The following is a 20,428-nucleotide window of genomic DNA, read 5'->3' as shown; positions in this document are numbered from 1 at the left end:
TTCATATGTTCCCCGCACCCGCGGGGATGAGCCCCCGGTATTGCAGGGAAGTACGGGGTATGGGGGATGTTCCCCGCACCCGCGGGGATGAGCCCGTCACCATCACCCCACCCGAAGAGGGCAAGCAATGTTCCCCGCACCCGCGGGGATGAGCCCTCCTCAAACATCTTCAAGAAACGCTTGCGGTCATGTTCCCCGCACCCGCGGGGATGAGCCCCAACGAGCACTGCGGCAACTCTCCACCTACAAATGTTCCCCGCACCCGCGGGGATGAGCCCAAGACTGTACCGTCTTAGATGCATATAAAATCATGTTCCCCGCACCCGCGGGGATGAGCCCTGCCCGCACGGGCGGCGTAACCGGCCTTGACCATGTTCCCCGCACCCGCGGGGATGAGCCCAGTATTCCGTTTCATGTGTCCGTTTCCTTTTCATGTTCCCCGCACCCGCGGGGATGAGCCCAGCTTGAAGATACTCGCCAGCGACAGAATACGATGTTCCCCGCACCCGCGGGGATGAGCCCGATTACGCGCACTAACCACCGCCGGCGCTCTGATGTTCCCCGCACCCGCGGGGATGAGCCGGAAGAGGTTATGGTTGCTACGGCTGAAGAGTTATGTTCCCCGCACCTGCGGGGATGAGCCGATGTTGGGTACTCGGTAGCCCACAGTCTAGCCATGTTCCCCGCACCCGCGGGGATGAGCCGAAAAGCGCTCTATTGATGTTCCTTTAGTTGATATGTTCCCCGCACCCGCGGGGATGAGCCGTGATAAACGGCTGGGACGCAGAACAACAAGCCGTTTTCCCCGCACCTGCGGGGATGAGCCGTCGCTTAGAGGAGCATTCTGTGGCTTCTGATGGTTTTCCCCGCACCTGCGGGGATGAGCCGCACCACGACGACCCGATAAACGTTTACAGGGGTTTTCCCCGCACCTGCGGGGATGAGCCTAACAGCGATAACTAATATAGCCCTGGAATACCGTTTTCCCCGCACCTGCGGGGATAACTGTTCAACAGTATTGAGGAATTTTCCATTGGTTCCAGTGACGTATATCATACTTACTAGAGTTGGTGGGGTATTCCCTTAACTGTATAGTTATATATGTTGTTCGGGCGGGTCCCGAAAAACAGCCCGGCCCCATCGTATAGCGGCCTAGTACTCCGCCCTCTCACGGCGGCAACACCGGTTCAAATCCGGTTGGGGTCACACTAGGAAAAGAGAATTCCCCGGTTCAGGCGAACCGGGGAATTCTCTTTATCTTTATAAATGCCAAGGGGGTCAGGATTTTCTAAAAGGCACTTATATAACCTTTTCAGCAAAACCTAACCTGCTCGCGTCATAATGTGAATAACCAGAAACGGGGAGCAGCCTACTTATTCTCCCCGCCCGCACTCGCAGACCCTTGCGCACTGGCAGAAGCACCCGCTGCGGCAGGAGCACGGTGCACCATACGCCACGTTCCCTCAAGATAATGAGCCGTCACCTGGCCCGAGACAGCCCCGCTCGGCACCTTAAAAACCTCAGGAAGCGGCTGCGAACGGTTCGTCGTCTTCGTATACACCGCAGACTCCCGATTAACCTTCATCGTTGTCTTCCAGGTATAAAATCCGTTCTTCTCATCCTTCGTTGGGTGATCTGTATCCAAAGACATCGTCAACGGGTTCTGCACGCCAGTCACCCAGCCAGTCTCTGAAGCGTACATATCCTGCATGAAATCGGCAATAGTTGTGTAATCGCCCGTATGATCAATATTCGTGAAATAGTTACCGTCACCCGTCAAAAGCATATAATTCAAAGTCGCGAGCCAGTAGGTTACAAAGGCATGTAGGCCCTCAACCGAATCTTCACGCAGTTTCGCGGGTTCCACAGGAACAGGAACATGCTGCGCCGGATGCTCCTGCGTGCCGGGCTCAAATTCACCAGACGATCTGTAGTTCTCCAACTTCAACTCGCCCTTAAAACTAGGGCCAGAAGGGGTAGCAGATGCAGAAGCAGCCGAATGTGATGGCGATGTAGCCTTGGCAGATGCGCTAGCACTTGGCGCCGCATCCTTGTTCTGCGACGAGCACGCGGTAAAAGTAGCTATAAAACCGGCACCTACAACAGTGAAAGCGCCACGACGCGACATTGAGCTCATGAGAAACCTTCCCATCAAAAAACGTTTCCGCCTGCGCGAAAAACTTCACAAGAATAGAACGTAAAATATATACGTTCTCTATAAAATCTACCGGTAAAACCCTAGCACACCTAAAATGTGTAGAGATCTCTAAGGAGCCTTAGTGCCACCGGGCGAAGCCTGCGAGCCGTCGTCCTTGAGCATACGCCATGCGCCGTTCTCATATTGAGTGATCACCGAGACCCTAGACCCAGACTGCATAAGGTCATTAAGGGGGTAAGTCTCCTGAGTCTGCGAATTATAGATTTCAGTACCTTCACCAAACTCAACGGTAGCAATCCACATATACGATGTTTCACTCCGCGGATTCTTCACCGGTGTTGCAGAGTTGAGTGAAATTTTCATGGGATGCTGTTCCCCAAGAACCCACACTACACCGCTGTCGTATAAGGCTTTATAAAGATCAATACTTTCGGTGTAATCGTCAGCCGGATCAGCTTTACGCGACAGAGCACCGTCACCCGTTAAGTAAAGATAATTTTGTGCCTCAACCCAGAAGGCAATGAACGAATACATGCCGTCCACAGACTCTTCATGCATATTTTCTGGTTCCACAGGAGCCGGTACGTTCTCTGCCTTATGCTCGCGGGTGCCCGGTTTGAACTCACCTTTAGAATCGTATTTCTCTAGTTTTACAGGCCCTTGATAGTTCTTCCCGGAACTTTGCAGACCATCCGATGCTGATGATGGGGAAGCCCCCGCCGCCGAGACTGCGCTCTCAGCAGATGCGGTACCGCCGGGCGATGGAGAAGCATCATTACCTGCCGGCTGAACCTTTGGCGCACAGGCAGTAACCGTTGCCGCTGCGAGACCCGTACCGGTCAAATACACAGCTTGGCGACGTGAAACTAGAGTCATGATGCCCTTTCAAATCTGTACTAATTCCATCATAACGTCATCCTGCATGTGAAACATGGAAAATTTCTATTTCTCAAGGATAGATTTATGGGGGTTCAAACTCTCCGTGGGGACAATAATGGTCTGATCTGTATTTAGCCTTTCAAAAGATGAGCATATTGTTTGCGTACTTTCGCTACCTTAGGCCCAACTACTACGGAACAGTACCCCTGATATGGGTTCTTCGCGTAGTAATCCTGGTGGTACCCTTCTGCTTCCCAAAACTCAGTCAGCGGTTTAAGCTCGGTGACAACTGGGGCGTCGAAGAATGACTGAGCTCGCTCTTTCGCAGCCTCAAATGCAGCCTTCTGTTCGTCAGAGGAATACAGCAGCACGGAACGGTACTGCGAACCACGGTCGGCACCCTGCTGATCCCAGCTTGTCGCATCGTGTGCGGAGAAGAAAATATCCAAAATCGCGTCTTCACTTATAATCGATTCATCAAAATCAACCCGAACAACCTCGTGATGCCCCGTCGTTCCCGAGCATACAGACCGATAATCGGGGTTTTGGGTGTGCCCGCCCGCATACCCGCATACGCTTGCTTTCACACCCTGGAACTGCCGAAAAACAGCGTCAATACACCAAAAACAACCGCCGCCAACAACAAAGCTTTTCATAAGACCTCTCCCACAAATAGATGTACATTCCTTTACAGCATAGCTGTATCAACTATTATTCCCCGTCCTACCCGAGGTCTGCTACGGGACGTGTAATAGCTCGTCTTTCTGCTGCTAGATGCCACAATAGAATCATGACAACACCTACGCTATCCCACATCGTTGATGCTTTTCATAGCCTGTATCCGCCGCACCTTGCCGCTAGCTGGGATTCTTCTGGGCTAGTTTGCGGGCGTTTACAGGCACCCGTCGAACATGTGCATTTTGCGGTTGATGCCATATCAGCAACCGCCCAAGAAGCTATAAATCTTGGGGCCGATCTTCTTATTACTCACCACCCGCTTCTTTTGCGTGGTACCAGCTTCATACCCGACTCCGATTACAAAGGCAACGTGCTCCATACCCTCATTGAAGGTGGATGTGGCCTGCTCGGTGCGCACACCAATGCTGATGCCGCCGTCGCCGGTGTCAACGAGGCTCTCTGTGAAGCGCTTAATCTGCAAGGATGCGAACCGCTGACTGATCAGCAGCAACAGGAACTTGCAGGTGAGGAATACTGCGTTGGAACAGGCCGTATAGGTGTTCTTGCCCGCCCTCTTACATTGCAGGAACTCTCTGAAGAACTAGCTGTTACTCTTCCTGCAACAGCGGGTGGGCTGCGCGTTGCGGGATCCCCACAAAAACTTATTCGTCGTGTTGCTCTCTGCGGAGGTGCCGGTGACTCTTTGTTTGAAGCCGTGCGGGCGTCTGAAGCAGATGTCTATATCACCGCAGATTTACGGCATCACCCCGCCAGCGAGTTCCGTGAACAAGAACTTGTGCGAGGTACTGATACTGCGCTTATTGACTGCTCGCATGCTGCAAGTGAATCTTTATGGTTGAACCGTGCCGCAGAACGTCTGCAAGAAACCCTAGCGGACCAAGGATACAGTATTGAAATTTCGGTATCCTCACTAAATACCGACCCCTGGGATTTTCATGTAGATACCGGACCAATTGCTGGTTCAGCAAGCACACCTCGCTAAAAATATTCAGAGCAGCTCGACGGGACTTCTAAAATAAATGTGAGAAAAATTTATATTTTGTAGCATTACTATTTTTCCTGAATAGTATTTTGGTGATAATGCAACGGTATAAGTATGGCGTGCCCCTTATTGTATTAGGAGCACGCCATACTTTTCTAAAATCCGATTGTTAATGTTTCATATGTGCATAACGATAAATAAACGCCGCCATTGCTTCACGTGAAATAGGCTCATAGGGATGGAAAGAACCATCTGACCACCCGGTCGTAATATCTGTGCTGCGAAGCCAGGTAATCTCTTTATAGAAAGGCTCGTCTGGGCTCAAATCCCAGAAAGGAGAGACAGCAGGTGCCTCGAACTGAGGGCTGCCCGCAAAGCGGTAGAAGAACGCCGCCATAGCATTACGATCTACCAGGTCATGCGGGCGGAAAGTTCCATCAGACCAGCCAGTGGTAAGACCCTGCTGATGGAACCAGACCATTTCCTTGTACCACATATCGTTAGGAGAAACGTCTGTGAAAGGCGACTTTTCGGGAAGATCAACTTGCGGGGAGCCTGCCAGACGATAGAAATAAACAGCTATACCCGAACGCTCAATATAATCTTTCGGGTGGTATGTGCTATCTGGGTAACCGATCGTGATCTTACGGTTAAAAAGCCAAGTAATCTCATTATAAAAAGCAGAAGATTCAGGAACGTCAATAAAACGTTTCTGGGGCGAAACGGTCTGCGGAGTTGCGTTACCTTCCACCTGATTTAGGGTCGAGAGATCTTCCTGTGCAATAACGGCAGGCTGCCCCTGAGAATCGGTGGTTTGGGGTTGCTGAGTCTCTGCAAAGACGGGGGTGCTAGGCGCAAGAGTAGCGCCAACTAGGGTAAGCGAGCATATAGTTGTGGGAGCTTTACGAAGTTTAAAAGTGAAAGACATACAATAATCCATCATGGCTAGTGCGATATGACTCCCTACAATGTACCAGGGATGTCATATATGGTAAAGGATCTTCGAAGATATTTATAAAACTGTTATAAACCTTGTGGGAAAATTCTCTGGACACATTCTTAGAAAATGTGCCGGGTATGCAGAATCTATTTCCTCCACACTTCGAAATTAAGAACAACAGTTCTTTCTTAGGGTGTTGATAGCGGGAGAATTCTCGTAGATACCAGAAGAGTACACACTATATTCACACCTGAAAAATCTATTCACGGATAAGAAGGGTCAGTGTTCCTGCTTTCTTGGGCGTCGGTAAGGTACATTCAAGTTCCCAATCGCGGTCAAGTGCCTCTAAGAATTCTGAAATGCCCGCTGTGCCTTCAAAAGGTCGCCCGGCAAGGGCATGAGTGATCACGTAACGCGCTAACTTTCCGCGATAATGCTTTGCCATATGTGAGACAACCTTGCGTGAACCATCTTCTGCAACGCGTTCAACACGAACCGCTAATGTCTGGGCTGACGGCGATACCCACGATTTTGCGTAAGCGCTGGAGCGGCAGTCAAGAATGAGCTGCCCCTGCGCGTATGCGGTCAAAGCATTCCCCAAAACTCCGCGCCAATATGTAGCCAGAGCACCTATAGCGCCAAGCTTGGTTCCCATAGACAGCCGATACGCAGGAATATGATCCTCAAGTTGCACCACACCCCATAAAGCAGATGAAATAAGAACGGACTTCTGAGCCAACTCCCGTTCATCGGGGGAGAAACTTGCGTAATCCAGCGCCTCAAAGAGCACACCCGTATAGACTTTAGCTGCCGAATGCGCCGGTTCCTCCACTAACCGCGTGTTTCGTTCAATCTCCGCCGTGAGTGATGCACCCACCCCGAGGACATCTAGAGCGTCTTCCTGAGCGGAAACTCGCATGAGTTCTTCCAGCACATCTTCACGTTCGGTTGTGAGCTCTGGAAACGATAACTCGGCAAGATTAACTGGTGCGTGTGTGCGAGGCGCAGGGGTCTTACCCTCAGAAGGAGGCAGAAGAATCAGCATGCTTCTTATTCTACCGGGCAGAAATAGAGCAGCGATAATAACTCCGCTAGAATAGAAGGCTGAAGCAGGGTGCCTGGGCAATCGCGAGATACCTCTTCTGAGGGGTATGTCGAGGAAAGTCCGGGCTCCACAGCACAGCATGGTGGATAACATCCACTCGGGGTAACTCGCAGGCTAGTGCCACAGAAAGTAAACCGCCTCATCGAGGTAAGGGTGAAAGGGTGGTGTAAGAGACCACCAGTGGGCGCGGTGACGTGCTCAGCTAGGTAAACCCCATGCGGAGCAAGGCCAAACAGAACACGCCATGATAGGGTAGTGCGCCCGAGCCTGCGGCGCGTGTTCGGGTAGGCCGCTTGACGCTTATGGCAACATAAGCCCTAGATAGATGATTGCCTCAGGTACAGAGCTTTCATCGGTACCGATGACAGAACCCGGCTTATAGGGCACCCTGCTTCTCATGACGCTCGTATACAACACCGGTGCGCCTAATTCTGTGTATCAAGAATCAGGCGCACCGGTAGTGTGGATGATTTTATGTTTTTAATGTCCGAACGGGTCAGGATCTACACCGGGCATCCAACTATTACCCTCAACAGTCCAGCCTTCGCGTTTAACAACTTTCTTCATGCGAGAGGTCCATTTTTTATTAAGACGATTCACATATAGTTTTCCATCAAGGTGGTCGGTCTCATGCTGCATACAGCGGGCAAACCAGCCGGTTGCCTCAAACCTGAGCGGATTGCCTTCGACATCAAATCCATTGACAGTAACCCACTCAGCACGTTTGAGGGGAAAACCGTAGCCTGGGAACGAAAGACACCCTTCTTCTTCGTCATGGGGGTCGGGCTCTGCCGCGGACACCTTGCCGAGAGTCAGCCTGGGGTTAACGATGCACCCGCGGGGAGTAACACCATCTTCATTTTCCATCTGATAGGTAAAAACTCGTAAACCTACCCCGATTTGAGGAGCCGCGAGACCCACTCCGTGGGCTGCATCCATAGTTTCATACATATCGGTAACAAGAGCTTTGAACTCATCGTCAAAGGCCGTGACCGGAGCAGCCGGGCGATGTAAAACGGGATTGCCATAAATAACAACAGGGCGAATAGCCACAGGTAAATCCTTCGTTCTCGAAATCACAAGGTAAAGAGCTATTGATAGAGTATATTGGCGTCTACTCAGCGAGTAGGTCAAATCCTATGTTATCGCGCAGAAGCTCGTTTGTACCCCCAAAAATAGGCAGTAGCCGTGCCGCGAGGAACGCTTGGGCTACAGGATGCTCATTAATATAGCCATAGCCGCCGAAAAGCTGCAGACACCGATCGGTAATTGTGCAGGCTTTTTCAGAGGCAAAGACCTTGGCTTTAGCGGCGTCCTCAGCGGTAAGCTCTCCAGCGTTAAAAGCCGCTATAGCGCGTGCCACGTAGAGTTCGGAAAGTTCGGTATTCATGAGGGCATTAGCTAGTTCAAAACGGGTATTCTGAAAATCTGCCACACGAGACCCAAAAACCTTACGTTCTTTTACATACTCTAGTGTGGCATTGAGAGCAGTCCTGCTGATGACGGCGGATGCAGCGGCAATCGCTAAGCGCGCTTGGGGCAGATGTTGTTTAATATAGGTCAAGCCTTGACCAAGCTCACCGATAAGGTTCTCAGCGGGAACACGTACATTCTCGAAGAATAGTTCGGCAGTGTCTGAGGCTCGAATACCTATTTTGTCGAGCTGCCGTCCCGGGGTGTAACCTTCAGATTTTTCGACGAAAAAGAGGGAAAATGAATCCTCAGAAGCACGTTCAGAGGAACCATCGGTGCGGGCCAACACGAGAGCTGCATCCCCCGAAATACCGGATCCGATAAACGTCTTCTGCCCGTTGAGAAGGTAAGAGTTCTCATCACGTACTGCGGATGTGCGGCATGCCCGCAGGTCGGACCCTGCACCTGGTTCTGTAAAAGCGCATGAAGTTACGAGGTTACCGCTTACCATTTGGGGTAGCCAACGTTCCTTTTGCTCATGTGTACCGTATGCGAGTAAATAGGGGAGCACCAGATCCTGTTGAAGATGCACTGCGAGCGCAAACCCATATCCTCCAACGGTTGCGAGTTCTTGGGTTAGAACTAATTGATACTCGTAATCGGGCAGCTGGGCTCCGCCAAATTCTTCGGGGACCGCAAGTCCTAATACTCCTGCTTCTCCGGCGGCTTGCCATACTGAGCGAGGCATAATGTGTGCTTGTTCCCATTCGGGGTAGTGAGGGGTTATTTCGTGTGCCACGAATTCACGGACTGCTTCTCGGAACAGCTCATGGTCTTCAGAAAATGTCAGAGTTGATTGCACAGAAAATCCTCTTTCCTCAGGGGAATAAAACATATAAAGTCTAGTAGGTAAAGCTATAGGGCCGCTATGGGGATTACCATAACGACCCTAGTGACGGGGTGATCGACGGGGGTTGAACCCGCGACCTCCTGGACCACAACCAGGCGCTCTGCCAACTGAGCTACGACCACCATGTACATCATGCGGTTTCCCGCGCGATTGCAACGGATACTACTCTACATGAGTTCGATAACTTGTGACAAATCAATTCAAGGTGATACGCGGCACGCTATATGCGGTTTTTAGAAGTTGTGATGTTGAATTCTAGAAGGGTGCCATTTCAGATATTTGATCGCTTTGTTTCTCATACTCAAAACTATTTGTAGGTTCTGAAGATTGTTGAACAGTCTGGTGCGTATCTGTAGATGCTGAAACAGTGTTTTTGGGTTGTGAAAATTCCCGTTGAGGTGAAGATGCTGTTCCTCGTGGTCCAGTTTCTTGAAGGGCGCGGTTTAGGTATTGCTGTGTACTCGATGGTTGTTGGGGAGCGGCATGGCCGTCCTGCGATACATCCTTCTGAATCGGGTTTGTTGTGTCATCCTGAGTGTGGGATTGCGTGCCGCTGTGCTCTACAGCGCGTGAGAATGTGCTGGTGCCGAAGGTAAGGTCAAGACCGATGCTGCTGGCATCAACTTCGACGGATGCACCTTGAGAACCGTCTTCGCGCTGCCACTGTTGTGTGCGAACGCGCCCGGTGAGGAGTACGGGACTTCCCACTGTGAGGGAGGCGGCAATATTTTGTGCCAGCTTGCGGTAGGCGCAGACAGTGTACCAGCTTGTTTGTCCCTCGCGCCAGGAGTTTGTTGCTGAGTCAAACCAGCGTGGCGTGCTTGCCAACCTAAAATTGACGACTGGAATTCCGGTCGGAAGTGTGCGTAGCTGTGGGGCGGTTGCGGTAAACCCGCGTAGGATAACGGTATCAGCCATGATAGAGCTCCCTGAAATGTTAGGTGGTGTGTTATTTAGATAATGTGCGTCCCCTGTCAGAGTGGGGCGCGGTTTTTCTAGTGTGCCTCAATGTAGTGTGATAAAGAGAGCGTTGTATGTGCACATGTGGATAGCCTATCTGAACGGGACAAGAATTCTGATCCTGTGGATAGACAGGAGAGGCGGGGAACTTCTGATACGTGTCACAATATTGGTAAAGAAAACCCTTTACCTCTGGATTTCTTTCTAGCTCTATAAACCCCTATCCTTGTAGTGCAATACCGGTGAATTCGGTTTTAGCATGAGATTTTTTATCATTCGTAAGCTTTATGAGCGCACTAAATCTAACAGCATATCTATGCCGTAGACGTACTGGAGAACATCGTGACAAAGTCTAAAAGGCCTCCTACGCCGAATCTTCGCGATTTTAAGAAGATTGCCGATGTAGACCCGCGCAAGATTTTGCCTCCAGATATGGATCCTAAGAACAAGCGTTTTCTCTATACTGCTTTGGCTATTCTTGTGATCATCGTGCTGATTATTGCCGTTATCTATATTGGGCGGCATAGCCAAGGCGGGCTGTTGGGTAACCCTAGTGCCTCATCTTCTGCTACAGGGGACGGCGAAGAGCAGAACGTCAAAACTGAGTCTCTGGAAGAGGTCAAGAACCCGCATGATGCGGTTGATCCAGCCACAGCATATGCACCTAACTTATCGACGGCGAAGAAGGAGCTTGCTGCCCTGCCTGTGAAAGAGCGGGCATCAAAAGCCGGGTATACGCGTGAGCAATTTGGTGCTGCCTGGGACGATGTCGATCATAATGGATGTAATACTCGTGATGATATTTTGCGTCGTGATTTAACAAATATTCGTTTCAAAGCGGGAACTCGTGCTTGCACCGTACAAACCGGAACTCTTGACGATCCTTATACCGGCAGGACAATCGAATTTAAACGAGGTAAGAAGTCTTCAAGTGCCGTTCAGATCGACCATGTGGTGGCGCTTTCGAATGCGTGGCAGACCGGGGCTCAAGATATTGGCGAGGAAAAACGTCGTGAGCTCGCGAACGACCCCGAGAACCTGGTAGCAGCAGACGGGCCCGCAAATATGCAGAAATCTGATGCCGATGCTTCTGATTGGCTTCCTGGCAATACGGCCTACCGATGCACATATGTGGCGCGGCAGGTGCATGTAAAAGCAAAGTATCAGCTATGGGTCACTGCCGATGAAAAACGCGTTATGGAGAACGTGCTGAACTCGTGTAAAGACACGAACCCTGTGAAGAAATAACGGTACACACCTGTTTGCAAGAATGCGCAGGTGGTTACGGGGTTATCGGTACAAGCACAAGCGCCGCTCCCTCAATTTGAGGGAACGGCGCTTGTGCGTACAGGTACCCCAGGAGGGAATCGAACCCCCGACCAAGAGATTAGAAGGCTCCTGCTCTATCCTCTGAGCTACTGAGGCATGCATTTCACTGTCTTCGATATCGGTGTGAAATACATTTATAGAGTACACCGAAAAGTCACATTATGGTAAACGAACTCGAAAAATGACACAAATTTATGGAAAAAATCCTGAATCGCCATAGCCTGGTTCCGCGCCATGACAGGGGTTTACCCCCAAGTGTTCGTCGAGCTTAATGTTTTTGTAATATTTGACGGGTGCGCCGCGCACGGAGCCTTTCACGTGTCTGAGGGAAGAGCTGCCACCACATCCGTGTGATAGTTCGCTTTACCTGATGCGGATGGAAGCTCAAGTACACCATACGTCGCGTTGCCGGGTCTAACGCCATCAGATAGACGATATAGGCCAGACAGATCAAAATGGCGATAAGACGCGCCATTCCCTGATTGAAATCGTTCAGATATGGTGAGATGTACAGCTGATCACATACCGCATACGCCATAAAGAACAGGGTTGTCACGAAGTACCACATCAGCTGGAAGTGAGAGCGCAGACCTGTCGCGGCAATCATAGGAACAGCCCAGAGAATATACCACGACTGAATCATCGGGCTGAAAAAAAGCATGGCGAGAATCGCGAGGCCTGCGTACCGCACCACATTACGGTATCGACCGACAAATGCGAAGCTTAACGCGCTCAGGATGCCTAGAAGTTTGCCAATATTCTCAAGAATTTTCTTAACAGTATCGAAAGAGTCGCCGTGTGCGAAAAGCCCAATGAACCCGATCACCAAGCCGATGGGAGTGTACCAAATGTACTGACCGCCCGTAGTAGAGAGCGCGCTGACCCAACCAAAACCAAGGTCGCTTATGTAACCTAAAATAGCGAGCTCGGCAAGAAGAATAATTCCTGAGATAAACCAGATAGTGAATTTGCGTACCCAGCTGGCGTTATTACCCGCCCACAGCAAGCCAACAAAGGGGAGCACCACAAGCGCTAGAGGCTTCACCCCGACGCCGAAAGTCACCATCGTAACGCCAAGAACGCCACCATAGACATTGGGGTATCGCTTCGCAAAGTAGAGACCTGCAAGCATAAACATGGTCATCAAGGAATCGTTGTGACCACTCGCTATGAAAGAAGCTATGAACAGGGGATTAGCGCCTACCTGCCAGAGCGCTCGCGTTCGATTATATTTATAAAGCTGTGCGAGTTTTACGACAAAGAACAAAATGCCGATAACGGCGAGGACGCTGACAAGACGAAACAAGAAAATGGCGAGATCGATATTTCCATCGACGATGCGAGCGATGAATTCTTCGATTTTGAGTGAGATAGGCCCATAGGGCGGAGGAGACTCAGCCCATTGCGGGTCCGCACCATTTTGCATGAAGTTCGCTATCTCAGAAACCCCCTGTTTATAGGGGTTCAGTCCGTGAGCCATAACCATGCCCTGCCCATAGTAGGAAAACATGTCGCGGCTGTAGATAGTAAGAGCAAAAACCTGGGGCAATGACCAGCAGGTAACAATTGCGATCATCCACCTGAGCGAAGAATTATTCCAGGTACCCATCTTCTGATAGATACGCAGCCACTCACGGCACATAATCATGGCACCTAGTGAAAGCGCGATAATACAAACGATTACCCACGAAACTTCATAACGTATAGTGCGTATCAGATTGTTGCGCCAAAAACCTGAGCTATCTGCAATCCAACCAACGCCGTATGAGCTGAGAGTGATAAGAATAGAGCCAAAGGCACCCAGCAGTAGCGTGCGAAGACGGTTACTGTCAATGTACTTTTGCAGACGCGGCGACGTTGCGGTGGGCTTTGTAAAAAATCTTGACCGCCACTGCATATACCGCGTTTTCATGCGTTAGGAATCCCTTCACTAGGGGTTTTAGCTCTACATCCAATACGCTCTCCATAATACCCGAGCACCTTCATTGTCTCCTGTGTGAAACCCACAAGACTACCGTTCTCCGCACGTGTTTTAGGTCGCGTGTGGAGAAGGTTTAATTCTCATATAGGTCACAATCAAACTTTTTAGGGCGGTAGATACAGAAAAATAAGAAAGCTATGAACTGCTGTAGCTGGGAGAGTACGTAGAAAATCTGTAGAGTTAAAGCGTGAGTATTTCAAGTGAACGTATTGTATGGATTGACTGCGAAATGACCGGGCTCGATCTTACACAGGATGCACTGATTGAAATAGGTGTTCTTGTGACGGATTCTGACCTCAATATTTTGGGTGAAGGCGTGGAGCTCGTGATCAAACCCGGTTCTGAGGCACCCGCTGGCGCTCTCGAGAACATGAATAGCTATGTGCGAAATATGCATGAGTCTTCGGGGCTGCTAGAGGACCTTGAACACGGCGTATCTATGCATGAAGCGCAGGAAGCAGTTCTTAAATACGTCAAGAAGTATGTTCCTGTAGCGGGCAAAGCGCAGTTGGGCGGAAATTCAGTCGGCATGGATAAACGCTTTTTGGAGCGCGATATGCCAGATCTTATGAAGCATTTGCACTACCGCGTAATTGATGTATCGACGATCAAAGAACTCGCTGCTCGCTGGTACCCGGCTGCTCGTCATAATGCGCCAGTTAAGACCGGAAACCACCGTGCTCTTGGAGATATCAAAGACTCGATTGATGAACTCAAATACTACCGTCGCGCAATTTTTGTTCCAGATGCGCCGGATGCGATTACCGCAGCTCGTATAGCTCGCGACGTAGAAGTGGAACGTCAGACTCTTGAAAAGGCGTAAGAGATACGCCCTCTTAGGCTCTGAAAACGTGCTTCGATAGAAGCTCGTAGTTGCCCACCGCTGCAGCATCTGCCATAATAAAAAACTGTGTTTGCGCTGGGCACGCCCCTGCCGTAGGGGGAAGAGCGACCATAACAGTGCGAACCTTAGAACATCAATCATGTTCTAAGTTATTAGAACTTCTATCCACCACCTTGGACGATAGATTTAATCGAGTCTATTTGACCTGCGGCAGATGACTCAGGAGAACAACACATGCAAACTCTTGACTTCCTCGACAAGAAGTCCCTTCGTGACGATATTCCCGAATTTGCACCCGGTGACACTCTGAACGTTCATGTGAACATTGTTGAGGGTAAGAACCGCCGTGTTCAGGTTTTCAAAGGTTTTGTTGTTGGACGCCAGGGCGCTGGTATTCGCGAAACCTTCACCGTGCGTAAGATTTCTTTCGGTGTTGGTGTTGAGCGTACTTTTCCGGTGCACTCCCCGGTAATTGAGAAGATTGAGCTTGTTAGCCGCGGCGATGTTCGCCGTGCCAAGCTGTACTATATGCGTGATCGCCACGGTAAGGCAGCTCGTATCCGCGAGAAGCGCGAGTTCTAAGACATATCAAGGTCTTATACATATGGAGTTAGCCGATTCTTCGGCAGAACCTCAGATAAGGCGTCATTCCGTTAGGGGATGGCGCCTTGTTCTTGTGGCTTGCGCTCTTGCACTATGCATTATGCTGGGCATCCGTACCTTTATAGCGGATGTTTACTACATTCCATCTAACTCTATGGAACCTACCTATATGCCCGGGGATCGTGTTTTAGTCTCGAAGCTGTCTGATAGCTCCCACATACATCGAGGCGATATTGTCGTTTTCGATGGTGCCGGTTCACTGTCGCCTTATAAATCAGGGGATGGGTTCTGGAACGACCCAGTAAAACACACAGGTCAGTGGTTGGGTTTAGCCCCTACAGAAACCGTTTACATTAAACGAGTGATTGCACTTGAGGGCGATACCGTATCCTGCTGCACCGACCAAGGAAAGATAACTCTCAACGGAGAGCCTCTAGACGAGCCTTATATCTACCCACAAGACTCACCTTCAACCACAAAATTTGACGTTGTAGTACCGCACGGACGCATGTGGGTCATGGGTGATCATCGCTCGGTATCAGTTGACTCTAGGTCTTTGCTAGGAGCACCTGGTGGAGGGCTAATCCGAACCGATAAGATTATTGGAACCGTGGATTTTCGTCTCCATTTTTGACATCTGTGTATGTCTACAGGCGTAAAACCCCCAAATAAACTGCATTTGAAGGGCAGACACCTATACAATAGCTAAGAACCATTCGCCCCTAGAAAGGTCTTCGATATGGCTAACCAGTACGGCTCGTCACGTTCATCACGCGATGAGAACTCCGTCCCAGCTAACTATCAGCCGCGGAGCCGCCGTGAGCGCCGGGAGCTTGAAGAGCGCCTGGTCTATGAAGAGCAAGAACAGTCGTACATTGAGTCGCAAGACGATCCAGAGGGCGAGTACACGGATTATGCTTATGAAGACGAGCAGGATGTGTATGAACCGGAAGAATATGATGCCTCAGAGTATGTGGAATATCCGGAATATGAGGAAGAACCAGTAGATTTTGAGGAAGCCTCGGCTGAATATGACGATTATCTTTCCGAATATGATGGTAATGATGAGGCAGAATATACGGAAGACATAGAAGCTGATGAGGAAGAACCAGAGACAGAACAACCCGCTCCAGCTCTCAGCGCTAAAGAAGAAAAGAAGCGAAGGAAAAAAGAGAAACAGGCTTTGACCCTCAAACAGGCGCAAGCTGAGGGTCGAGTAAGCGAATGGGCTTGGACTCAAGTTCGTGAAACAGGCACGATCATCCTTTATGCTCTGATTATTGCTTTCGTTATTAAAACATTCCTGATTCGCGGCTTTTACATTCCCTCAGGGTCTATGGAAAATACTCTGCAGGTTAACGATCGGGTCTTCATTAACGTTGCTGGATCGTATTTCAATGACCCCAAACGTGGTGATGTTGTTGTCTTTAAAGACTCACAGGGCTGGATTCCCTCAGGACAGAAGAACTCCAACCCCATTTCCGACGGACTTACCTTTGTTGGCATTCTGCCCGACACATCCTCAAACTACTTGGTGAAACGAGTTATTGGTCTGCCCGGTGATACGGTAGAAAGTGATGGCAGCGGAAAGATCAAGGTTAACGGTGTCGAGATCACGGAACCCTATCTACATCCCGGGTCAAACCCCTCAGACATTCCCTTTAAGGTGACGGTACCCGAAGGAAAGTACTTTATGATGGGCGACCACCGCGATAACTCTGCCGATTCCCGGTTTCACATTGCCGACGGGCACGCCTTCATCCCACGAGATGACATAGCGGGAACAGTTTTCGTCATCGCCTGGCCGCTGAACCACTTCGGAATGTTGGATGACGAAAAGAAGGTCTTCGACTCGGTCCCTAACCCGTAATTGACCAGCGCGAACATATTGCCCATTCACGAGGTGGAATAGGAAGAAAATCCTATTCCACCTCGTACCTATAAAACTGTATATCTCATATACACGATATTTATATAGGCGATACCAAGCCCCTCGTCCGTTTGCATTTTCACGTGGAAAGATAAGACTACACATGCATAGCGCGAATCTTGAGCATGAACAAAAACTTTTTACCGCAGGGTATCGCTTGATCGCTGGTCTCGACGAAGTCGGACGTGGAGCATTAGCAGGCCCCGTAAGCGTAGGTGTTGCCGTGTTAGACCAACAAAATCAGCGGATACTTGAAGGACTCACGGATTCAAAAGCTCTAACCCCAAAACGCCGTGAAGCTCTCATACCGCGCATCCAAAAATGGTGTTCCTACGCTATTGGGCACACTACACCCGCCGAAATAGACGTTTTAGGAATGACCTACGCACTGCGACTGGCGGCGCAGCGAGCACTCGCCGATCTGGCGTATCGCGGTTTATACCCGGAGGCTGCGCTTTTGGACGGAAAACACGATTGGCTTAGCCCGCCGCCTGAGAATCTATTCGACTCTATGGACCCTGTACATCGCCGGTATGAGGAATTGCTTCACCGTGTATGGAACGGTGCTAACTCGGCCGTAGAAAAAGGTTGGAGTGGCCCAGTCACCACGATTATTAAGGGCGATTATCAGTGCGCTTCTATAGCTGCCGCATCGGTGGTTGCCAAAGTCGATCGTGACGCCTTTATGGAATCCTTATCGGCAGAGAACCCACACTACGGCTGGGTGAAGAACAAGGGGTATGGGTCTGTTGCGCATCGTCAGGCTATTAGTGAATATGGACCTAGCATTTACCATCGTCTTTCATGGTCATTACCGGCTACGGAAGAACAGCTGACGAATACACGTATCGGTCGCAGCGAAGTATTGAAAATTTTGGGGGAAGACGGGGAAAGTTAATGAGTGCAGAAGAACTGGAAAATTATGAGACCGATGCTCAACTGGCATTGTACCGAGAGTACCAAGATGTTATGTCGCTATTCAGCTATGCCATTGAAACGGACCGCCGGTTTTATCTCGCAAATAAGGTCGATGTAACGCCTCAGATCCGGGAGGGAACCATATACTTTGAGGTCGTGATGAATGATGTGTGGGTGTGGGATGTTTTTCGCACTAATCGGTTCGTCAAGAATGTTCGAGCTTTTTCGACTCGTGACGTAAATGTTGAAGAACGGCTGCCAAATCAGGACTTTACGGTGCCAGAAATTGCTGATCTCCCCGATGATTTAGGATAAAAGCGACCGTAGCGCGGCAGAAGACTGAGCTTAATATAGCGGTTTATAGCCGGCTCTCAGATTCAAATTTTTGGGGGTTAATAGGAAGTTTTCGCATAAATCGCTGTGGATAACAAAGAAAAGTGTCCCACTCCCTTAGGTTTTCCACAAATCTCAGAGTAGAGCCCGCGTACTATGGATACAGCGGTCATAGTAGAGGCAAGAACATCTGCTATGCGCCAAGAATCTGGGGAGCTAGTGAGCTTCGCATGAGTTTTGGTGTTCTCATGAGGAGCCACTATGACCGCTATAACGTCGCGCACGCCATCGAGCCGCACACTGGGAAAGCCAAGCTGGATTCGTAGACCTGCGAAGGCACATCGGGTGGGGCGCTGGGGCGAAGACCTAGTTGCCCAGATTCTTAGTGTTAATGGGTACCGGATTCTGGAACGTAATTGGCGTCCGCCCGCAGGGCTAGATATTCCGCTGCGGGGAGAGCTAGATCTTATTGCTATTACTCCCCAGGACGAGCTGGCTTTTGTCGAAGTTAAAACTCGATCCTCAGAAGAGTACGGGCATCCTTTTGAAGCTATCAATGGTGATAAGACTAAACGCACACGTGAACTCGCTATACTATGGTGTCGTCTACGCGAGAACCTTGATTTTGGGCATTTTCGTGTTGATGCTATTGCGGTGACAGGAACTCCTGAAAAGTTCACCTTCGAACACTTGATGGGGGTGGCGTAGTGGGGTTTGCACGTACGTATTCGGTAGCTTTGGTTGGGCTTCACGGCCATATCGTTGATGTTGAGGCGGATGTCTCTCAAGGGCTTCCCGGATTTGTGCTCTTGGGTCTTCCTGATACAGCTCTTAACGAATCTAAAGAGCGTGTTCGCTCTGCCGCTAAGAACTCGGGTATTTCGCTAACACAGCATAGACTCACCATTAACCTAACACCCGCAACACTGCCTAAGCGTGGCTCTGGGTTTGATCTTGCGATGGTAATCGCGGCTCTGCAAGCTGAACGAAATTTAAATCCTAGCGGTGATTGCGTTTTTCTTGGGGAGCTAGGGCTCGACGGTTCTTTGCGGTCCGTTCCTGGCATACTGCCAGCTGTAAAAGCTGCCGCTGATGCGGGGCACTCGCGCGTAGTGGTGCCCCACGCCAATGTTGCAGAGGCGTCGTTAATTCCGGGAATTCAGGTTGCCGGATTTCGGTGTTTGGCAGAAGTATTCTCTGCTTTCGGAGCGAGCACAGAGAACCTGAAATATCCACCAGCGCCGGTTGAGTCGGTGACTCCGAATCCTTCTGCGCATACTGCGGTATTAGCTGATATGTCTGATGTTGCGGGGCAACAACAGGGAAGATTTGCCCTCGAAATTGCTGCCGCCGGGGGACATCATATTTTATTGCAGGGTCCCCCCGGATCAGGGAAAACAATGCTGGCAGAGCGGCTTCCTACTATTCTGCCTCTTCTTGATGATGAAGCAGCTATGGAGGTAACAGCGATTCAATCGCTCTGCTCATCGGACGCATCTTTGAGCGAACTAGTGCGTATACCGCCTTTTGAAGCTCCGCACCATAGCGCATCTGCACCCGCTATTTTGGGAGGAGGCAGCGGAATCCCGCGACCGGGTTGCGTTTCAAAAGCCCATCGCGGAGTACTTTTTCTGGACGAAGCTCCAGAGTTTAAACGTACAGTGCTCGATTCGTTGCGCCAGCCTTTGGAGAGCGGAGAAATAGTTCTTGATCGAGCTGCGGCCTCAGCAATTTACCCGGCCCGGTTTCAATTAGTTCTTGCTGCCAACCCTTGCCCTTGTGGAATGAACGTAGGTACCGGTGCTGATTGCACCTGTACCCCTCGTGAGCGACGCTCATATTTCAGCCGTTTATCGGGACCACTTCTTGACCGTATAGACCTCAATCTGATGGTTCCTAAAGTATCCTCCGCCGAGCTTGCTAGCCAAGAACGCGGGGAAAGTTCTCGTAGCATTCGAGAAAGGATTATCACAGCTCGTGCTGCCCAGGTGGAAAGATTATCTCCCTTTGGGTTACGGGTTAACGCTGAGACGAATGGAAAAATTCTACGTGGACCGCTTCGGCTGAACTCAACCTTGGTACAAGGTCTTAACCGAGCCGTAGACCGGGGCACTTTAACAGCGCGCGGATACGATCGCGTGTTACGCACCGCATGGACTCTGAGCGACCTAGACGGCACGACCTCACCCCAACAGGAACATCTTGATGTGGCTTTATTCCTGCGGCAGCAGGGTGGGCATCAAGGGCTATAAAAATTATCCACGTTGATGGAATAAACGAGCATAGTGAAGAGATAACTATCATGCCAGACGTACTTTTAGACGTAGAAAACCATACATATTTTCAACAGCTAATGATGTATCGCCGGAAAGAGCTTGAAAGCCTAGACCAAGCGTACATCCCGGAGCCTTTTGAAAGTTCAACACCGTTTCAGTGGCGAATAA

Annotated in this window: 19 protein-coding genes, 3 tRNA genes, 1 other RNA gene and 1 CRISPR repeat array; of the genes, 12 read left to right on the top strand and 11 right to left on the bottom strand. The window is 50.2% G+C overall.

Annotated elements, in window-relative coordinates; translation table 11 throughout:
- Positions 1–5 precede the first annotated feature (5 nt).
- Positions 6–1,008: a CRISPR direct-repeat array (repeat unit 28 nt; unit sequence ATGTTCCCCGCACCCGCGGGGATGAGCC).
- 125 nt (positions 1,009–1,133) lie between these two features.
- Positions 1,134–1,206: transfer RNA gene (locus tag HMPREF3016_RS10450), tRNA-Glu, on the top strand.
- 163 nt (positions 1,207–1,369) lie between these two features.
- On the opposite strand, the gene HMPREF3016_RS10445 is transcribed toward HMPREF3016_RS10450, so the two are convergent.
- The 3 genes from HMPREF3016_RS10445 to msrA all read right to left on the bottom strand — a co-directional run bounded on the left by HMPREF3016_RS10445 (position 1,370) and on the right by msrA (position 3,693).
- Complete coding sequence (locus HMPREF3016_RS10445) at positions 1,370–2,137, bottom strand: DUF6318 family protein (RefSeq protein WP_239661835.1); 768 nt, start codon at positions 2,135–2,137, stop codon at positions 1,370–1,372.
- 129 nt (positions 2,138–2,266) lie between these two features.
- Positions 2,267–3,034 (bottom strand): DUF6318 family protein, encoded by a 768-nt coding sequence (locus tag HMPREF3016_RS10440; RefSeq protein WP_070741992.1) that lies wholly within the window; start codon positions 3,032–3,034, stop codon positions 2,267–2,269.
- A gap of 134 nt (positions 3,035–3,168) precedes the next feature.
- Positions 3,169–3,693 (bottom strand): peptide-methionine (S)-S-oxide reductase MsrA, encoded by a 525-nt coding sequence (gene msrA / locus HMPREF3016_RS10435; protein ID WP_070741989.1) that lies wholly within the window; start codon positions 3,691–3,693, stop codon positions 3,169–3,171.
- Positions 3,694–3,827: 134 nt separating this feature from the next.
- Between msrA and HMPREF3016_RS10430 the strand changes: the two genes are divergently transcribed.
- Positions 3,828–4,718 (top strand): Nif3-like dinuclear metal center hexameric protein, encoded by an 891-nt coding sequence (locus tag HMPREF3016_RS10430; RefSeq protein WP_070741986.1) that lies wholly within the window; start codon positions 3,828–3,830, stop codon positions 4,716–4,718.
- Between the two features lie 169 nt (positions 4,719–4,887).
- Here the strand turns inward: HMPREF3016_RS10430 and HMPREF3016_RS10425 are convergent, their stop codons facing one another.
- Both HMPREF3016_RS10425 and HMPREF3016_RS10420 read right to left on the bottom strand, forming a co-directional pair.
- Positions 4,888–5,646, bottom strand: coding sequence for an S-layer homology domain-containing protein (locus HMPREF3016_RS10425; RefSeq protein ID WP_238382316.1), 759 nt, complete (start codon positions 5,644–5,646; stop codon positions 4,888–4,890).
- 271 nt (positions 5,647–5,917) lie between these two features.
- Positions 5,918–6,703 (bottom strand): YaaA family protein, encoded by a 786-nt coding sequence (locus tag HMPREF3016_RS10420; RefSeq protein ID WP_070741983.1) that lies wholly within the window; start codon positions 6,701–6,703, stop codon positions 5,918–5,920.
- 65 nt (positions 6,704–6,768) lie between these two features.
- Between HMPREF3016_RS10420 and rnpB the strand changes: the two genes are divergently transcribed.
- An RNA gene (gene rnpB, locus HMPREF3016_RS10415) (RNase P RNA component class A) lies at positions 6,769–7,158 on the top strand.
- A gap of 85 nt (positions 7,159–7,243) precedes the next feature.
- Here rnpB and def read toward each other — a convergent pair.
- From def to HMPREF3016_RS10395, 4 genes are all read right to left on the bottom strand, one after another.
- On the bottom strand, positions 7,244–7,816 hold the full coding sequence (gene def, locus HMPREF3016_RS10410) for a peptide deformylase (RefSeq protein WP_004004524.1): 573 nt from the start codon (positions 7,814–7,816) through the stop codon (positions 7,244–7,246).
- A gap of 61 nt (positions 7,817–7,877) precedes the next feature.
- Positions 7,878–9,071 (bottom strand): acyl-CoA dehydrogenase family protein, encoded by a 1,194-nt coding sequence (locus HMPREF3016_RS10405; protein WP_070741980.1) that lies wholly within the window; start codon positions 9,069–9,071, stop codon positions 7,878–7,880.
- Positions 9,072–9,135: 64 nt separating this feature from the next.
- Positions 9,136–9,208 (bottom strand) — tRNA-His (locus tag HMPREF3016_RS10400).
- A gap of 133 nt (positions 9,209–9,341) precedes the next feature.
- Positions 9,342–10,004: a single-stranded DNA-binding protein gene (locus tag HMPREF3016_RS10395; RefSeq protein WP_070448633.1), complete on the bottom strand. Its 663-nt coding sequence runs from the start codon at positions 10,002–10,004 to the stop codon at positions 9,342–9,344.
- A 384-nt stretch (positions 10,005–10,388) separates the two neighbouring features.
- Between HMPREF3016_RS10395 and HMPREF3016_RS10390 the strand changes: the two genes are divergently transcribed.
- Entirely contained in the window at positions 10,389–11,294 is a 906-nt protein-coding gene (locus HMPREF3016_RS10390; protein WP_048754295.1) for an HNH endonuclease family protein, read from the top strand.
- Between the two features lie 104 nt (positions 11,295–11,398).
- Here the strand turns inward: HMPREF3016_RS10390 and HMPREF3016_RS10385 are convergent.
- Positions 11,399–11,471: transfer RNA gene (locus HMPREF3016_RS10385), tRNA-Arg, on the bottom strand.
- Between the two features lie 172 nt (positions 11,472–11,643).
- On the bottom strand, positions 11,644–13,287 hold the full coding sequence (gene mptB / locus HMPREF3016_RS10380) for a polyprenol phosphomannose-dependent alpha 1,6 mannosyltransferase MptB (RefSeq protein WP_070741977.1): 1,644 nt from the start codon (positions 13,285–13,287) through the stop codon (positions 11,644–11,646).
- Positions 13,288–13,543: 256 nt separating this feature from the next.
- Between mptB and orn the strand changes: the two genes are divergently transcribed.
- The 8 genes from orn (at position 13,544) to HMPREF3016_RS10340 (ending at position 20,236) form a co-directional block, all read left to right on the top strand.
- Positions 13,544–14,179 (top strand): oligoribonuclease, encoded by a 636-nt coding sequence (gene orn, locus HMPREF3016_RS10375; RefSeq protein ID WP_048779816.1) that lies wholly within the window; start codon positions 13,544–13,546, stop codon positions 14,177–14,179.
- A 255-nt stretch (positions 14,180–14,434) separates the two neighbouring features.
- Entirely contained in the window at positions 14,435–14,782 is a 348-nt protein-coding gene (gene rplS, locus HMPREF3016_RS10370) for a 50S ribosomal protein L19 (RefSeq protein ID WP_004004530.1), read from the top strand.
- Positions 14,783–14,876: 94 nt separating this feature from the next.
- On the top strand, positions 14,877–15,437 hold the full coding sequence (gene lepB, locus HMPREF3016_RS10365) for a signal peptidase I (protein WP_239664683.1): 561 nt from the start codon (positions 14,877–14,879) through the stop codon (positions 15,435–15,437).
- 105 nt (positions 15,438–15,542) lie between these two features.
- On the top strand, positions 15,543–16,673 hold the full coding sequence (lepB, locus tag HMPREF3016_RS10360) for a signal peptidase I (RefSeq protein ID WP_048754298.1): 1,131 nt from the start codon (positions 15,543–15,545) through the stop codon (positions 16,671–16,673).
- 163 nt (positions 16,674–16,836) lie between these two features.
- A complete protein-coding gene (locus HMPREF3016_RS10355; RefSeq protein ID WP_004004533.1) occupies positions 16,837–17,631 on the top strand; it encodes a ribonuclease HII in 795 nt (264 codons plus the stop codon).
- Complete coding sequence (locus tag HMPREF3016_RS10350) at positions 17,631–17,966, top strand: DUF2469 domain-containing protein (protein ID WP_037230865.1); 336 nt, start codon at positions 17,631–17,633, stop codon at positions 17,964–17,966. The genes HMPREF3016_RS10355 and HMPREF3016_RS10350 overlap by 1 nt, the downstream gene beginning before the upstream one ends.
- 279 nt (positions 17,967–18,245) lie before the next feature.
- On the top strand, positions 18,246–18,692 hold the full coding sequence (locus HMPREF3016_RS10345; protein WP_239661838.1) for a YraN family protein: 447 nt from the start codon (positions 18,246–18,248) through the stop codon (positions 18,690–18,692).
- On the top strand, positions 18,692–20,236 hold the full coding sequence (locus tag HMPREF3016_RS10340; protein WP_070741974.1) for a YifB family Mg chelatase-like AAA ATPase: 1,545 nt from the start codon (positions 18,692–18,694) through the stop codon (positions 20,234–20,236). Before HMPREF3016_RS10345 ends, HMPREF3016_RS10340 begins: the two co-directional genes overlap by 1 nt.
- Positions 20,237–20,428 lie beyond the last annotated feature (192 nt).

The sequence above is a fragment of the Rothia sp. HMSC065D02 genome (assembly GCF_001815285.1).
GTDB classification, from domain to species: Bacteria; Actinomycetota; Actinomycetes; order Actinomycetales; family Micrococcaceae; genus Rothia; species Rothia dentocariosa.
The sequence above is the reverse complement of the archived record's forward strand: the minus strand, read 5'-3'. Positions and strand labels throughout refer to the sequence as shown.

What these genes read in the sequence shown, in the direction of transcription:
- HMPREF3016_RS10350 (WP_037230865.1), top strand. Translation starts at nt 17,631, where the DNA reads ATGAGTGCAGAAGAACTGGAAAATTATGAGACCGATGCTCAACTGGCA.
- HMPREF3016_RS10395 (WP_070448633.1), bottom strand. Translation starts at nt 10,004, where the DNA reads ATGGCTGATACCGTTATCCTACGCGGGTTTACCGCAACCGCCCCACAG.
- HMPREF3016_RS10345 (WP_239661838.1), top strand. Translation starts at nt 18,246, where the DNA reads ATGACCGCTATAACGTCGCGCACGCCATCGAGCCGCACACTGGGAAAG.
- HMPREF3016_RS10405 (WP_070741980.1), bottom strand. Translation starts at nt 9,071, where the DNA reads ATGTTTTATTCCCCTGAGGAAAGAGGATTTTCTGTGCAATCAACTCTG.
- rplS (WP_004004530.1), top strand. Translation starts at nt 14,435, where the DNA reads ATGCAAACTCTTGACTTCCTCGACAAGAAGTCCCTTCGTGACGATATT.
- HMPREF3016_RS10420 (WP_070741983.1), bottom strand. Translation starts at nt 6,703, where the DNA reads ATGCTGATTCTTCTGCCTCCTTCTGAGGGTAAGACCCCTGCGCCTCGC.
- HMPREF3016_RS10355 (WP_004004533.1), top strand. Translation starts at nt 16,837, where the DNA reads ATGCATAGCGCGAATCTTGAGCATGAACAAAAACTTTTTACCGCAGGG.
- HMPREF3016_RS10430 (WP_070741986.1), top strand. Translation starts at nt 3,828, where the DNA reads ATGACAACACCTACGCTATCCCACATCGTTGATGCTTTTCATAGCCTG.
- msrA (WP_070741989.1), bottom strand. Translation starts at nt 3,693, where the DNA reads ATGAAAAGCTTTGTTGTTGGCGGCGGTTGTTTTTGGTGTATTGACGCT.
- mptB (WP_070741977.1), bottom strand. Translation starts at nt 13,287, where the DNA reads ATGAAAACGCGGTATATGCAGTGGCGGTCAAGATTTTTTACAAAGCCC.
- lepB (WP_048754298.1), top strand. Translation starts at nt 15,543, where the DNA reads ATGGCTAACCAGTACGGCTCGTCACGTTCATCACGCGATGAGAACTCC.
- HMPREF3016_RS10425 (WP_238382316.1), bottom strand. Translation starts at nt 5,646, where the DNA reads ATGTCTTTCACTTTTAAACTTCGTAAAGCTCCCACAACTATATGCTCG.
- HMPREF3016_RS10445 (WP_239661835.1), bottom strand. Translation starts at nt 2,137, where the DNA reads ATGAGCTCAATGTCGCGTCGTGGCGCTTTCACTGTTGTAGGTGCCGGT.
- HMPREF3016_RS10440 (WP_070741992.1), bottom strand. Translation starts at nt 3,034, where the DNA reads ATGACTCTAGTTTCACGTCGCCAAGCTGTGTATTTGACCGGTACGGGT.